Origin of the sequence: Nocardia sp. Root136, from assembly GCF_001427185.1 — a bacterium.
Classification (GTDB): domain Bacteria; phylum Actinomycetota; class Actinomycetes; order Mycobacteriales; family Mycobacteriaceae; genus Nocardia; species Nocardia salmonicida.
The window spans coordinates 481,896-495,091 of sequence record NZ_LMFE01000010.1; the positions used below are offsets into that span (position 1 = coordinate 481,896).

General features: G+C 65.2%; 16 protein-coding genes. 7 read left to right on the plus strand and 9 right to left on the minus strand.

From position 1 onward, the window contains the following. Window positions 1-80: 80 nt before the first annotated feature. On the minus strand, window positions 81-590 hold the full coding sequence (locus ASD42_RS27185; protein ID WP_056821643.1) for a DUF1269 domain-containing protein: 510 nt from the start codon (window positions 588-590) through the stop codon (window positions 81-83). 208 nt (window positions 591-798) lie between these two features. On the opposite strand from ASD42_RS27185, the gene ASD42_RS27190 reads away from it, so the two are divergent. Together ASD42_RS27190 and ASD42_RS27195 are read left to right on the plus strand one after the other, a co-directional pair. Continuing rightward, window positions 799-1,209 (plus strand): DUF7144 family membrane protein, encoded by a 411-nt coding sequence (locus ASD42_RS27190; RefSeq protein ID WP_131817153.1) that lies wholly within the window; start codon window positions 799-801, stop codon window positions 1,207-1,209. A 197-nt stretch (window positions 1,210-1,406) separates the two neighbouring features. Continuing rightward, a complete protein-coding gene (locus ASD42_RS27195) occupies window positions 1,407-1,853 on the plus strand; it encodes a DUF7144 family membrane protein (protein WP_056821646.1) in 447 nt (148 codons plus the stop codon). Between the two features lie 21 nt (window positions 1,854-1,874). Here the strand turns inward: ASD42_RS27195 and ASD42_RS27200 are convergent, their stop codons facing one another. The 3 genes from ASD42_RS27200 to ASD42_RS27210 all read right to left on the minus strand — a co-directional run bounded on the left by ASD42_RS27200 (window position 1,875) and on the right by ASD42_RS27210 (window position 5,983). Beyond that, a complete protein-coding gene (locus ASD42_RS27200) occupies window positions 1,875-3,455 on the minus strand; it encodes an MFS transporter (protein WP_056821647.1) in 1,581 nt (526 codons plus the stop codon). Between the two features lie 130 nt (window positions 3,456-3,585). Next, window positions 3,586-4,122, minus strand: coding sequence for a hypothetical protein (locus ASD42_RS27205; RefSeq protein WP_235569840.1), 537 nt, complete (start codon window positions 4,120-4,122; stop codon window positions 3,586-3,588). 415 nt (window positions 4,123-4,537) lie between these two features. Next, window positions 4,538-5,983: a serine hydrolase domain-containing protein gene (locus tag ASD42_RS27210; protein WP_084787325.1), complete on the minus strand. Its 1,446-nt coding sequence runs from the start codon at window positions 5,981-5,983 to the stop codon at window positions 4,538-4,540. 35 nt (window positions 5,984-6,018) lie between these two features. Here ASD42_RS27210 and ASD42_RS27215 point away from each other — a divergent pair, with 35 nt between their 5' ends. Next, complete coding sequence (locus ASD42_RS27215) at window positions 6,019-6,645, plus strand: TetR/AcrR family transcriptional regulator (RefSeq protein WP_056821651.1); 627 nt, start codon at window positions 6,019-6,021, stop codon at window positions 6,643-6,645. 50 nt (window positions 6,646-6,695) lie between these two features. On the opposite strand, the gene ASD42_RS27220 is transcribed toward ASD42_RS27215, so the two are convergent. Beyond that, a complete protein-coding gene (locus ASD42_RS27220; RefSeq protein ID WP_084787343.1) occupies window positions 6,696-8,219 on the minus strand; it encodes a cellulase family glycosylhydrolase in 1,524 nt (507 codons plus the stop codon). A 169-nt stretch (window positions 8,220-8,388) separates the two neighbouring features. Continuing rightward, entirely contained in the window at window positions 8,389-9,006 is a 618-nt protein-coding gene (locus ASD42_RS27225; protein WP_162256240.1) for a TetR/AcrR family transcriptional regulator, read from the minus strand. 203 nt (window positions 9,007-9,209) lie between these two features. Between ASD42_RS27225 and ASD42_RS27230 the strand changes: the two genes are divergently transcribed. Then, window positions 9,210-9,695, plus strand: coding sequence for an NUDIX hydrolase (locus ASD42_RS27230; protein WP_056821654.1), 486 nt, complete (start codon window positions 9,210-9,212; stop codon window positions 9,693-9,695). Here ASD42_RS27230 and ASD42_RS27235 read toward each other — a convergent pair. The 3 genes from ASD42_RS27235 to ASD42_RS27245 form a co-directional block, all read right to left on the minus strand. Then, the gene (locus ASD42_RS27235; protein ID WP_056821655.1) at window positions 9,692-10,213 is read right to left on the minus strand and encodes an OsmC family protein; all 522 of its coding nucleotides are present in this window, start codon (window positions 10,211-10,213) and stop codon (window positions 9,692-9,694) included. The two genes, ASD42_RS27230 and ASD42_RS27235, sit on opposite strands and share 4 nt — an antisense overlap. 96 nt (window positions 10,214-10,309) lie before the next feature. Beyond that, a complete protein-coding gene (locus ASD42_RS27240; protein ID WP_056821657.1) occupies window positions 10,310-10,771 on the minus strand; it encodes a hypothetical protein in 462 nt (153 codons plus the stop codon). An 86-nt stretch (window positions 10,772-10,857) separates the two neighbouring features. Beyond that, complete coding sequence (locus ASD42_RS27245; RefSeq protein WP_056821658.1) at window positions 10,858-11,037, minus strand: hypothetical protein; 180 nt, start codon at window positions 11,035-11,037, stop codon at window positions 10,858-10,860. A gap of 164 nt (window positions 11,038-11,201) precedes the next feature. Here ASD42_RS27245 and ASD42_RS27250 point away from each other — a divergent pair, with 164 nt between their 5' ends. From ASD42_RS27250 to ASD42_RS27260, 3 genes are all read left to right on the plus strand, one after another. Beyond that, window positions 11,202-11,696 carry a GtrA family protein gene (locus ASD42_RS27250; protein ID WP_084787326.1) on the plus strand — a complete coding sequence of 165 codons (495 nt, stop codon included), beginning with the start codon at window positions 11,202-11,204 and terminating at the stop codon, window positions 11,694-11,696. A gap of 137 nt (window positions 11,697-11,833) precedes the next feature. Then, window positions 11,834-12,412, plus strand: coding sequence for an adenylyl-sulfate kinase (gene cysC / locus ASD42_RS27255; RefSeq protein WP_056821659.1), 579 nt, complete (start codon window positions 11,834-11,836; stop codon window positions 12,410-12,412). Further along, complete coding sequence (locus ASD42_RS27260; protein WP_056821660.1) at window positions 12,409-13,173, plus strand: sulfotransferase family protein; 765 nt, start codon at window positions 12,409-12,411, stop codon at window positions 13,171-13,173. Before cysC ends, ASD42_RS27260 begins: the two co-directional genes overlap by 4 nt. The last annotated feature ends 23 nt before the right edge of the window (window positions 13,174-13,196 follow it).

A 13,196-nucleotide genomic window follows, 5' to 3' on the forward strand; every position in this document is an offset into this window, starting at 1 on the left:
TATCCAGGGGCAGGGTCGACCGCGACATCGACGCCCGAGTGAACGCCGCCTTGGCGGTCGCGCGGCGACCGACCCGGTAGCTACAGCCCCTTCACAGCCTCCTGCAGCACCCGATCGATATCCGCGGGCGCGACACCGAGCTCTTCGGCGACTTCCTTCTCTGCCCTGGTCACAGCTTTCTCGATAGCTTCTTTGACCTTGAGCTCCCCGATGACGACGAGGCCCGCCTGGCCGGGATCGATGAAGTCGCCGAGTTCTTTGACCTTCGACCGCGATATGCCCTTGGCAAGGTGCCCGCCGACGGCCCCGATGACACCGCCGACAGCTGCCGATGCGAGGATCGCGGGCGGGAAGATCACACCGAGCACCGCGCCTGCCGCGATACCGCCCCAGGCACCGTGGCGGGTGGCTGTCTCGTCCTTGTTCTCGTGCACCTTGCCGTTGGCGTCTTTGGTGACCACGGCCGCGTCGTAGGAGCCGACCAAGCCTTCGCTGTGCAGATCCTTGACGACCTGGTAGTCCGCGCGAGCGGCGGCCTCGTTCGGATAGGTCGCGAGATAGATGAATGTTTCGTCGTCTGTCTTTGCCATAGGATCCTCCGTTTCCGGCGTACGCGGTCGGTCGACCACAAAGCAAGGCTTCCCCGCCGACGTCGGCCGGTCGTCACCCGCAAGGGATGAGATCGCGAAATCAGTCGTCGGACCGGTCGATGGCGATCCGGTTCATCCGTTTCGGGTGAGGCCGTCGCGGCTCCCGGTGAGAAACGTTGGACGTCGGTCCTCTACGGAAGGATTCATGATGGCTCACGTATCGGAAACCGAGCATCCGGTTCGGCAGGGTTTCGCCACGGGCACTTCCATCGGCGCCGCGGTCCTGCTCCTGGTCGTCGGTGTGTTGTCCGTTCTACAGGGCATCGCAGCGGTGGCCGAGGACGACCTGTTCGTCGTCGGCATCGACTACGTCTACGAATTCGACACCACGACATGGGGCTGGATCCACCTCGTCGGCGGAATCGTCCTCGTGCTGAGCGGGGTGGGTCTGCTGAGCGGCGCGACCTGGGCGCGGATTGTCGCGGTCGTCATCGCGTCGCTGTCGATCATCGCGAATTTTCTGTGGCTGCCCTACTACCCGGCGTGGTCGATCCTGATCATCGTGCTCGATGTGGTGGTCATCTGGGCCGTCACGACGTGGAATCCGCGCGCGGTCTGATCGGCCGCCCGGGACGGTTGCGAACCTGAAACATCGCGGCATCGACGGGAATGTGTCCGATAAACTCGCGGCGTGTCGAGATCGACGGATAGTGGGCGATCGACTCCGATCGCGAGCTCCACCCTTTAGTCAGGCGCCGCCCTTACCAGAGTGCGCGATTGCCCATGTCCGAAGTTCGCTGCAGCAAGGGGATTGCTATGACCGAGCGCAATTCTTCCGTAAATCGTCCCGTTCCCGAGGAAGAGCCTTTCGAGCGGCAAGCCGCCGCCGCGGGGATCGCCATCCTGGCCGCGATTATGCTGTTCCTCACCGCGGCCGCCTCCATCCTCGAGGGAATCGCCGCGATCGCCGAAGACGAGTTCTATGTCGCCGGTATCAGCTACGTCTACGAATTCGACGCGACCACGTGGGGATGGATCCATGTCGTCCTCGGCGTGATCGCGATCATTTGCTCGATCGGTTTGATGACGGGCGCCGCCTGGGCCCGATACTCGGCAGTGGGTATCGCGGCGCTGGTGATGATCGCCAACTTCTTGTCCCTGCCCTACTATCCCGCGTGGTCCCTCTTGATCATCGGGCTGAGCGTAGTGGTCATCTGGGCGGTCACCGCCTGGCAGCCAGTTCGGGATCATCGGCGGCCGTGACGGCCGATATCGCGACCTGAATCAGGATGGCGTCGGCAGTCCTTCCGGAATGCGCCGCATACGGAACGAATTGAACAACCCGATGAGACCGGCCAGGAGCGGAACCAGCAGTGCCACTTGCAGAGCGAAGGGCCGAGCGTCGGTGTTGATGCGAATGACCTCGGCACGGATCTCCGGAGGTTCGTCGACGAGCAGCTGATCGAGTTGGGTATTGCTCATGACCTCGGCGTCGTCCTCCAGTGCCTGCGCCACCTGTTGTTGCTGTGCCTGCGGGAGCACCGTGCTCGATTCCGCCATGCTCGTGAAGGTGATCGACAAGGTCGCCAGCATGATGGCACCGGCGAACGCCAGCCCGAAGGACAACCCGAACGACCCGGCCGCCGAATTGACGCCGGCGGCTTCGCTGATCCGCTCCTCCTCGATGGGGGCCAGTGTGTAGTTGTTGAGCTGAGACACCAGCAGACCCAACCCCGAGCCCGCGATGATGAGCGGGATTATTAGCCCCCAGCCGAATTCCGCTCGTGGAACGATCGGGATGAGCACCACAATCCCGACCGTGAGGAGCACGAATCCCCATCGGATGATGTTGCGCGCCGGCCGATCGCCCGCGTATCTGCCAGTGAGCACCGCAACGGCGAACATGCTCAACGACAGGGGGGCGATGGACAGGCCGGCTTGCATCGCGTTGTACTCGAGCACCATCTGTAAATAGATCGGCAGGGCGATCATCGTGCCGCCCAGGGCGATCTGCTGGAGCATCTGCCCCGAGATGCCCAGCCGGAAGATCTTGGATCGGAACAAGTCCGGGTCGAGCAATGTCGGCTTTCCCGCGCGCTTACGCCGGACCAGCCAATAGGCGAGGCCGGCCAGCGCCAGCGCGCCGACAGCCAGGAGCACACCGACTGATTCGCCGCCCTCCTGCCACACCAGGATTCCCAGCACGATCCCGCCCATGCCGAGAACCGACAGCACCGCCCCGACCTTGTCGACGCCGCGGGGGCCGGTGTAGGACACATCGCGGACGATTCCCATCCCGGACAGCACGATCGCGATCACGACGACCTCCAACACGAACCCGACCCGCCACGACAGGTAGGTGGTGATGAAACCTCCGAGCAGTGGGCCGATCGCGGCCGCGATCGCAGCCGCCGCGCCGACGAGGGCATAGACCTTCTTCTGCGCCGCGCCTTGGAAGTTGCCGTGGATCAACGATTGCATGGCGGGCAACAGCAGCGACGCGCCGATCCCGCCGAGCACGGCCCAGAAGATGACGATCGCGACCAGGCTCTGCGCGAACGCCATCGCCGACGCCCCCACCGCGTAGCCGATCAGACCCAGCGCATAGGCCCGCTTGCGTCCGATCAAATCGCCTACTTTGCCGCCGATCAGGATGAACGCGGCCGAAACCAGCGCTTCCAATGCGATCGCCGCTTGGACCCCGCTGACAGTGGTGTCGAGATCGTGAACCACCGCCGAGATCGACACGTTCATCAGCGATGTATCGACGACGAGCACGAACATCGCCATCGCCAGCAGCGCCGCCAGTAGACGTTGAGTGTGCGCCTGCCCAGCCGAATCGTTGTTCATCGATTCATCGCTCATCGAAGCCCGCCGTCCCGGCAGTCGTGACGTACTCCTGAAAATCGACCACGGCCGCCGAGTCGATCGGATTCGGATCCAGTGCCCGAAGGCCGGCCGGGAGTTGCCGCTGCCCGGCCGGATGTCTGGCGGTCTACACCAGCTCGGGAACTCGCAGGTGCGCGAAGCCGAGTCTGAACTCGGCCACCTCGAGAACTTCGGCTCTCATCACGCGGGTCGCCGCGTCCCGCAGTCGATCCACGTGGGGGCGACTGTTGTCCAATTCCTCTCGGCTCGACCAGACGGTCGATCCCACTCCTCGCCCGGTTGCCCGGTCGACGAACAGGCTGGCGCTGCGGAATCCTTCGATCTTCTCCAGCTCCGGCAGCAGACCGGACTTGAACGTCTGGATCGCCAAGTCGACTCCGGCCGGATCGACCTGGATCCAGGTGCAGCGGGTGCAGGCACTCGCGCCGGCCAGGTGATCGCGGTGCATGACCGCGACTTCCCATTCCTCGATACTGTCGACCGAGCCGTTCAATGCCTCGGCCAGACCATCACGCAGTGATCGGATGCGCATACTGCTGTCGTGCATCGCGGTCTCGGATTCCCACGCGGTGGTGGCGATGCATCGGCCTGTCGCCCTGTCCACCATCAGCGACATACCCACCCACCCGTGGAGGTCGGGCATATTCGGCATCATCGTGTTATGGAGGTATGCGATTCCGCGGTCGATCGACGACCGCTGGGCCGCAAATGTGCTGGAACGTGCGTACACGGGGCCACCTCCTACTTTCAGGAAGGGTGGCGCCCCGGTGGGCGCCACCGGACACATCTACTGTCCTCCGAAGCGACGATCCGCACAATGCGATGGACGGTCTCCTTTGCGCCGATAATTTCGGCCGTATTCAGTAGTGCCGAGGTATTGACATCGAGCGAATCAGGAGAAGACTGGAGGGATACCGGAACACCGGAAATGAGCCACACTGCCGACGGAGACGTTTGCCGACCGTAGTGACGTCGTTTTCAGGATCTGGCTAAGCCCCCGGCAAGCCAATCGAATACCGGAGTATCAGCGACGACTGAGCTCATGGTTTCGATGGAGACTACCGGGGACTGTTCTGTGTGGGGCCGATCAGCCCGGCAGACGACAATGCGACAGCAAGTCTCAGCGGCAGCACCAGTGCGCCGATCGCAAGGATCGTGAACACCAAGCCTGCGATATCCGGAGCCCACAGAACGAGTTGGGTCAGTTCGACCCCCGCGGCGGTCGGCAGTGCGATGCCGAGACCCGCCAGGGCCCCACCGATCACGAGCAGCCAGAGGGCGAAGTTCGCGGCCGCCCGCTGTCGCGACACCGCTTTCGGGTGGACGAGCAGCTGGATACCGCGAACCACCGCGGCGATGCCGATGGCCACCGATGCGCCGAGGCCGATGAGAATCGCCTGGTAGGAGCGTTCGACCGGGGCCACCGCAGACTCATGCCCGAGCGTGCGCGCCGCGATCCCGAACCCGATATCGAGCAGTGCGGCCTCCTGGAACTTTCCATAGGCGTTCGCGGTGACGACGACGGCGTGGTCCGGCAGCAGGATGACGTGGGCCGCATAGCCGGGCGCGGCACCGCCATGCCAGACCATCGGGATGTCGGTGCCGTCGACGGTCCAGTGACGCCAGCCGAGGCCATAGCTCCTCCCGTCACCGGTGGGCACCACCTCGTCCAGCACGGTGCCGTCACCCAGACTCGCCCGTGCGAAAGCGGCGAGATCGTCGAGTGTGCCGCCGAGATAGCCATAGGCCACCCCGGCCGGGTCGAACGGCGTGGCGAACGGCACCGGCCTGCCGAAGACGAAGCGATGCCCGTCGGGAACCACGGCGGTCGCCTGTTCCGCGGACGTGACAGCGGTGCGCATACCGAGTGGTTCGAGCACGCGCTCGGCGAGCACCTCCGTGAAAGGTCGACCGGTGACCGACTCGACCACGGCACCGAGCAACAGATAATTCGTACTCGAATAGCGATGTGCGACACCGGGTTCAGCGGTCAGCGCCTCGTGGGCGAGCTCGGTGACCACGTCACCCGGTCTGCGGTGCGCGTCGGTTCGATCGGTATAGGTTGTCGACGTCGGCAAGCCGCTTGTCTGGTTCAGCAAGTGCCGCACGGTGATTCGCGCCGATAGCGCAGCATCGCCGGTTCGGAACGACGGCAGATAGGTGGTCACCGGTTCGTCGAGGCGCAACTCCCGGGCCGCCACCATCGTCGAAATCAATCGCGCTGTCACCGGTTTGGCCACAGAACCCCACAGGAACGCGGTCCCCCGGGTAACCTGCGCGCCCGAGCGATCGGTGCCGAAAGTTCCGGCATGCCGTATCCCCGCTCGGTCGACCACCGCGTACGCGGCCCCGGGAATTCGCAGCGCGGCCATCCGCTCGCGCACGAACTCGTCCGAATCAGCGCTCGGACCGGAACCGCCCACGACCGCATCCGGAGCGGGCGCGCAACCGATGAGCACCAGCATCGAGAGCAGCAGCACCGGCCATCGTTCCAATATAGCCATATTGGAACAATAACCATATGAGTATATTGTTGTCCATGCCTCGAGTTGCCGATCACGACCAACGACGCACGCTGATGACGCACGCCTTCCAGCGGCTGCTGGCCGAGGAGGGGCTGTCTCGGGTGACGTTCAGCAAAGTGGCGGCCGACGCGGGGATCTCGGTCGGGTTGATCCAGCACTACTTCGCCAACAAGGACGAGCTGCTGCGATTCTCGTACGAGGACTGCCTGCGTCGCAGCGCCGACCGGGTCGCGCAACACATCAGCGCCGGCGAAGCGGCCGGGCAGCCGATTTCGGCGATGCTGCTGGCAGGCTTGGCCGAACTACTGCCACTCGACGCCGAACGAAAGGTGGAGTTCCGGGTCGATCGCAGCCTGTGGACCCTTTCACTGAACAACCCGGAGCTGGCCCGGATCGCGCAGCGAGCCCATCACGAACTGCACGGCAGGATCGCCACCGCCATCCGGAACGGCAAGGAATGCGGCGAGGTGAACGCCGAGGTCGACAGCGTCGCCGCCGCGACGATGATCACCTCCGCCACCCGCGGACTGGGCGACATTCTGTCGATCGACTCAGCCCCCGCCGACCCCGCTGTGCTGGATGTCGTTCTGCGACCGGTTATTTCGACCGTCTTCACCGGCCGATGCGGCCACTTCGACTAGGGCCGCCGAGAACGGCCGCCCGCATACGTCCCAGGAGACGGCTGGTCCGCTCAGCGCGGGCCTTGGCCCCGATCGCGGATCGTCACCGAGATCGGCGTCGTGGTGTCGGACTCGATGCGCACCAGATGGTCTGGGCCGACGGTGCTCGCGCGCCCGCCCTCGACGGTGATCTCAGGTCCGTTCGGGTAGTGCAGGGGGCTGATGAAGATCTCGGTCGGGGCTCGCGTCGGGGCGGGGTCGTAGGTGTAGTGGAATTCTCCGGTTGCCGCGTCGAAGGACAACGAGCGCGGAATGCCCGCGGTGGCTTGGGGATAGGTGCGGACCAGGGTGCGTAGCTTGTCGGGCTTGGTCGAGGAGAGCTCACCGTCCGCGGTGAACAGGCCCTGGGCGGTGTCGGCGGTGGTGGGGTCGCTCCAGTGTTTGTAGGCCCAGTGCATCCAGCCGGTCAGGGCCTGGTCGGCGGCGGCGGTATCGATGGCGAGTGCCCGGATATTGTCTGTCGCACCGAATTCGGTCATCAGTCCTACCGCGCCCATGCGGTCGGCCTGATGCAGGGCGCGTTCTTGCGCCTGACCGCTGTAGGCGAGGCAGCCTTCGGCGTCGGTGCCGGGCAGACCTTGCGATTGCAGGAAGATCTGGGGGCAATAGTTGTGCCAGGAGTAGCCGATCTGTGGATCGTCGGCGATCGACTCGAAGAAGGTCGCGACATCACGTCCGCCCGCGAGCTGCTGGGGTTCGTACCAGACGATGCCGGACGGATCGACCTGCCTGATCGCGGCGCGGACGCGGTCCATCGCCGGTTGTAGTTCGGTGCGGTAGTGCTGGGCGCATCCGGTGATCGCGCACTCGGCGAACTCGGATCCGGCCCACGGCTCGTTCAGCAGGTCATATCCCATGGAGTAGGGCTGATCTCGCCAGCGTTGGGCCACCGCCTGCCACGCCTGAGCCCAGCCGTCGAGCAGTCCGTTGCGGTTGGCCCAGAAGTCGTCCCAGAGCGCGGATTGCTCGGGCAACCAGTAACCCCAGGGGAATTCGGCTGTCGTCACCGGAAAGGGCCCGAACGCAGCCGGCCGTCGCACCGCCCACTGCGGTACGCCTTCACCACCGTAGATTTCGTGCCACTGGTCCTGGTGGAAGTCGAACTGTGTCCAGATTCGGTTCGCGGCCAGTTGTCCGACGACGCGGTCCCAGCTGTCCAGGTAGTCGTTGTCGACCACTCCTGGCGCAGTGGGAGTGACTCCCGCCCACAGGGTTCCGATCCGCGCGCCGTTGAAACCGTGCTCGGCCAGCCAGGCGGCGTCGGCCGCGGTGAAGCCTTCGGCGGTGTCGGGCGGCACATACGGCGCCTGCTTCCAGACCAGGTTGACCCCGTGCACGATGACGACCCGACCGTAGTGATCGACCAGCCACCGTCCGTCGCGACGGAGTTGGGGCACGGCGCCCATGGGAGCCGCGGTGACAACGCGCGCCTCGGTCGAGAGCAACAGAAACACGAACAAGACGAGCCCGAGCCGACGCAGCAACCGAGCGCTACGGGACCTGCCGCGATCGATGGTTGCCGGGTCTGTGCGCATCTGCACGACTCCTCATGGTCGATGAGTGCGAGACATGCATATATGCACCAAGGCATCCGAATACACTCGCGTATCGCTGATGAGTTTGGGGAGGTCGGTCCGAGTTGTCAAGACCCGACGATGACCCGAGCCGCAGGCCGAGGCGGGCTCGATATGCCGGTGGGCGACGTCAGCTTTCGGCGGCGGCCATCGCGGTGAGAGAGCGGTTGAGCAGGGTCAACGCATCGAGGAACGAGTCGTGCGGGATCCGCTCGGGGTCGGTGTGGGCGAGGGTGGCGATGCCGTGTTCCAAGGCGAGCACGAGGAGCGCGATCTGTTCGGTGGGCGCGGGCAGCCGAATTCCGGACGCCTCGGCGACCCGTTCCACGGTGGAGCCGAACCAGTCCATCGTGGCTCGGTCGTAGTCGCGCAGGCGATCGGCCACCTCGGGATGACGCAGAGCGTAGAGCCGGAACTCGATCAGCAGAAGGAACCGCTTCCGGTCGGCGAACCGGTTTCCGCCCTGCCCGTCGAGTGCATCGATATCCTGCTGCGGGGTGTTGTCGGAGTCGGTCAGCCTTGTGCCGTTGTCGATTTCGCGTTGTAGCCAGTTGTCGAGCAGCGCCAGGAACAGATCGGTCTTGTTCGCGAAGTTCGCGTACACCGCCCCGCGGGAGAATCCGGCGCGTTCGGCGATGTCGTCCAGCGCGGCATCGGCGAATCCCCTGTCCGCGAACACATCCTCGGCCGCACTCAGTAGCGCGGCACGGGTCCGTTGCACGCTTTCGGCGCGAGTGAGTCTCGGCAACGTTGATCTCTCCATCGGACTCGACAGGGCAGGACGCGATCAACACACTACGTCCACCTCCCACCGGCCTGCGATCTCGGTTGATGAGCAAGGAGCCACAGATCGCCCCGTAGCCACGGCCTCCGAGAAGTCCGCTGCCGCCGCATGATTCGCCGTCGCCGGATTCGCGACCTCCGCGAACCAGGACGAAGTAGCCTCTCGGAGTGAGCAGAGAGTTGCGGGTCGCCGCCTACGCCATCTGCGTGCGAGAAGTCGCCGGTGTCGTCGAGTTGCTGCTCGCCAGGTGGGTGTCGCCCGACGGCGCCAAACAGTGGACGTTGCCGGGCGGTGGAATGCACCACGGTGAGGATCCGATCGCCACCGCTGTTCGTGAGGTCGACGAGGAGACCGGATACCTCGTCGAGGTCGTCGAGCTTCTCGGCATCGACTCGGTCAACCATCGATATCCGCGCGCCGGAGGTGAATTCGCGGACTTCCACGGCCTACGGATCGTGTACGAAGGTCGGATCACCGCCGGGGAACTCCGCCACGAAACCAATGGCTCGACCGACCTCGCCGCCTGGCACGCGCTCGACGATGTCGCCCACCTCGACCGAGTCGATCTGGTGGACATCGGGATCGAGCTGTGGCGAACCAAGCCGGCCGACGGAAATGTGACTCGGCCGAGCAACCCGCGTCAGTACACCTAGGCGAGGGTCACGTCGAGCGGCACCGCGTTGCGCAACGTGTGCCCCACCGGAGAGCTGGACTGCACCTTCGCGTGCAGTTCCTCGAGCTGCTCCCGAGAGGCGTCCGTTTCGATCGACACTGACGCGGTGATCGACTCGAAGCCTGCGTGCCCCTGGGCGAGTCCGAGGAATACGTGCAGGTCGAGGTCGCCCTTCACATCGACGCGCAAGTTGTCGATGCGAATACCGGCGACGGTGGCGTTGGCCGCGTAGCCGACCGCGAGGCAGTTGCCGAGAGCGGCGAGGAGTTGTTCGACCGGGTTGGGGGCGGTGTCGCCGCCGCCGAGGGCCGCCGGTTCGTCGGAAGGGATGGCCGCGAACTTGCGGATACGCGCCTCGGAGGAGAACCCGCCGTCCCACGCGATATGCGCCGCCCAGGTGGTCTGAGCCTTGGTCGGGTCGGCTCGAACTGCCGCCACGAGACCACCTACGGCCTCGATGTTCACGTCGTTGAGGCGGGTGCTGGCGTCGACGGTCATGGGAGTCTCCTTGCGACAACGGCGGGAATACGCGGACCACCACAGGGTCTCGTCGCAGCCGCCTTCCCAACAGGGTTTGCCGCAGGGTGAGTTCAGTCAGTACTCGTGCTTGATGACGAAGTAGGAGCCGCGAATGGTGCCCGCCAGCTTCGACTTCTGCCGCGCGAACTTGAACGAGTCGAGCTCGGCGGGCACTTCCATGCCCTCGCTCAGCTTGAACCCGACCGCTCGCTTCTTCACGTCGTCGATCGAGTACATGACATTGATCGACAGACCGCTCTCGTAGAAGACGTAGGCGATCCGAAGGTTCTCGACCTGGAAAGCCGTGGCCTCGAGCGGGCGAGAAGAGATCACGATGTCGCGTTCGTCCGCGAGTATCCGGCTCACCCAGTCGACGGCCGATGTCGCCTCGCTCGCGGGCTCCACCGTGAAGACGTGATCGTATTTGTTCTTGAAGTATCGAGCCTCGTTCGCCCGCAATCCGGCGAGCGCGTCCACGACCGGCGACGACTCCAGTCCCTGGGTCGACACGGTTGCGAAATCCACGATATAGGCCACAGCGAACTCCTCAGCGGGTCCATCACGTCACCGGCATCATCGAACCTCGCGCCCCGCCGAACCGGGGCGCGCATCGCATCGCAGCGTCAGTGCGAGTAGTCCCGGAATGTCATGACGCCGCCGACCAGGATACCCATCACCGCCAGGATGTAGACGGTGACACGGACCCAGGTCGGCCCGTAATAACTGACCGCCATCGCCGCTCCCAGCGCTACCAGAATCAGCACCACTCCGTAGAAGGGCGTGCGTTGCTCCCTGTCAACCATCACTCCAGTGTCCGCCGACCGCGCTGCGGGTGCCATCCCGATTACGACGCGGTCTGGAAACGCACTCACCGGTCGCCGCCTCTTGTATATACGTATACATCTACGTATAGTCACAAGCGTTGCCAGGCACACCGCCGACATCCGCACGCTTGATCGGAACGAACATGACCGCACCGCAGATCACCCGTCCGGGAATGCTCCCCACCAGCGTCTACACCGGTTGGACAGGTCCTCGGCCACGCATCGATCTCGTCCTGCGATACCTGCGCGGCGATCACACCTTCGCCCAGCTGATCCGCTTCGCCCTGGTCGGCGGGGCCAGCAACATCGCCTATGTGCTGCTGTTCCTGACTATGCACGGCAGCGGCCCACTGGTCGCCAATGTCGCCGGATCGATGGTGAGCACGGTGATCGCCAACGAATTGCACCGGCAACTCACCTTCCGGGCAGGGAGCAGGGTCGGCGGGTTCACCGCGCAGTGGGAGGGCGGCGGGTTGGCGCTAATCGGCCTAGGAATCAGCACGGCGGCGTTGGCCGGACTGGATTTCCTGGCGCCGGGCCTCGGCGAGACCGCGCAGGCGGGCGCCGTGCTCGCTGTCATGGCCGTGGTGGGCGGGCTGCGATTCCTGGTCCTGCGCAATTTCGTCTTCGGAAATTAGCTCGAGCTGCGCTGATTCATTATCAGTGGCACCGTATCCGTTATCGTCCCAGGACGAATTCCTTTGGGCAGCAGCCGTTTACGCGTCGATCCCGCAATCGATACCCCCGCATAATTTCGCCCTGTCAGAAATGTCTGATGAATGACGGGCCCTGCGGACCGGGCGGGACAGTTCTCCTGACCGGGCTGCCCAGTTCGGGAAAGACCACCCTCGCCACCGCCGCCCGGCACCGCGTGGCGGACGCCGGGTATCCGGTCGAGGTACTCGATGGCGACGACGTGCGCGGGCGGCTGTGGCCCGAACTCGGCCTGACCCCCGACGACCGCAAGCGCAACCTCGGCCGGATCACCACCCTCGCGGTGATGCTGGCCGGCCACGGCGTGCTCGTTCTCGTGGCGGCCATCGCGCCGTACGCCGCCGATCGTGCGCTGATGCGGGCCCGCCACGATGACGCCGGCCTCGAATTCGCCGAGGTCCACGTCGCCACCGCGCTCTCGGCCTGCGAACAGCGCGACGTCAAAGGGCTGTACGCGCGCCGGGCACGGGGCGAGCTGACCCAGCTCACCGGGGTCGATGCGGCCTACGAGGAACCGCTGCTCCCCCATCTGCGGATAGACACCGCGGCCGAGACGGTCGCCGAGTCCACCGATCGCGTGCTCGAACTCCTGATCCGACGAGGTCTGTTCGCCGCCCCCGTACCGAGCCGACAACCGTGAAGCAGGCAACCCGCCTCGTGCCGGCGCCGATCTTCATCCTGTCCGCGCCCCGATCCGGTTCCACCCTGCTGCGTTCGGTGTTGAACAGCCATTCACGCATCCACGCCCCGCACGAACTGCACCTGAATCTGCTGACCGTCCAGGAACTCGAGTGGACCGCCGACGACATCACCGAGCGCTACGCGAGTATCTCGCTGGACGCGCTCGGCCTGACGATCCGTGAGCTGGAACATCTGCTCTGGGACCGCCTCCTGCACCACGAACTGGAACGCAGCGGTAAGGACCGGATGGTCAACAAGACCACGAGCAGCGTGCTGACCTGGCGACGGATCGCCGCGTGCTGGCCCGATGCCCGCTACGTGTTCCTCCTGCGCCACCCGACGCAGATCGCCGACTCCTTGGGCCGTGCCTGGGCGGATCGCCGTGAAATCGACCCGGTACGAAGAACTTTGGAATTCGTCGCGGCGATGAACGAGGCCCGTGCGGCGCTCGACGGCCACGAGGTCCGCTACGAGGACCTGACCCACCGCCCCGAGGAAACCGTGCGCGGGTTGTGCCGCTTCCTCGACGTGGAGTGGCAGCCCTCGATGCTGGACTACGGCCGATTCGACCACGGAAGCTATGTCCGAGGTATCGGCGACTGGAGCGAGACCATCCGCTCCGGCGTCATCCAGCCGGCGCGCCCGCTGCCCGCCGACCCGGCCGTCCCGGACGCGCTGAAGTCGGCGTGCCGAGAATGGGGCTATCCAGCTCGTTCGTAGACGCGCCCGGTCAGCGACGTGCG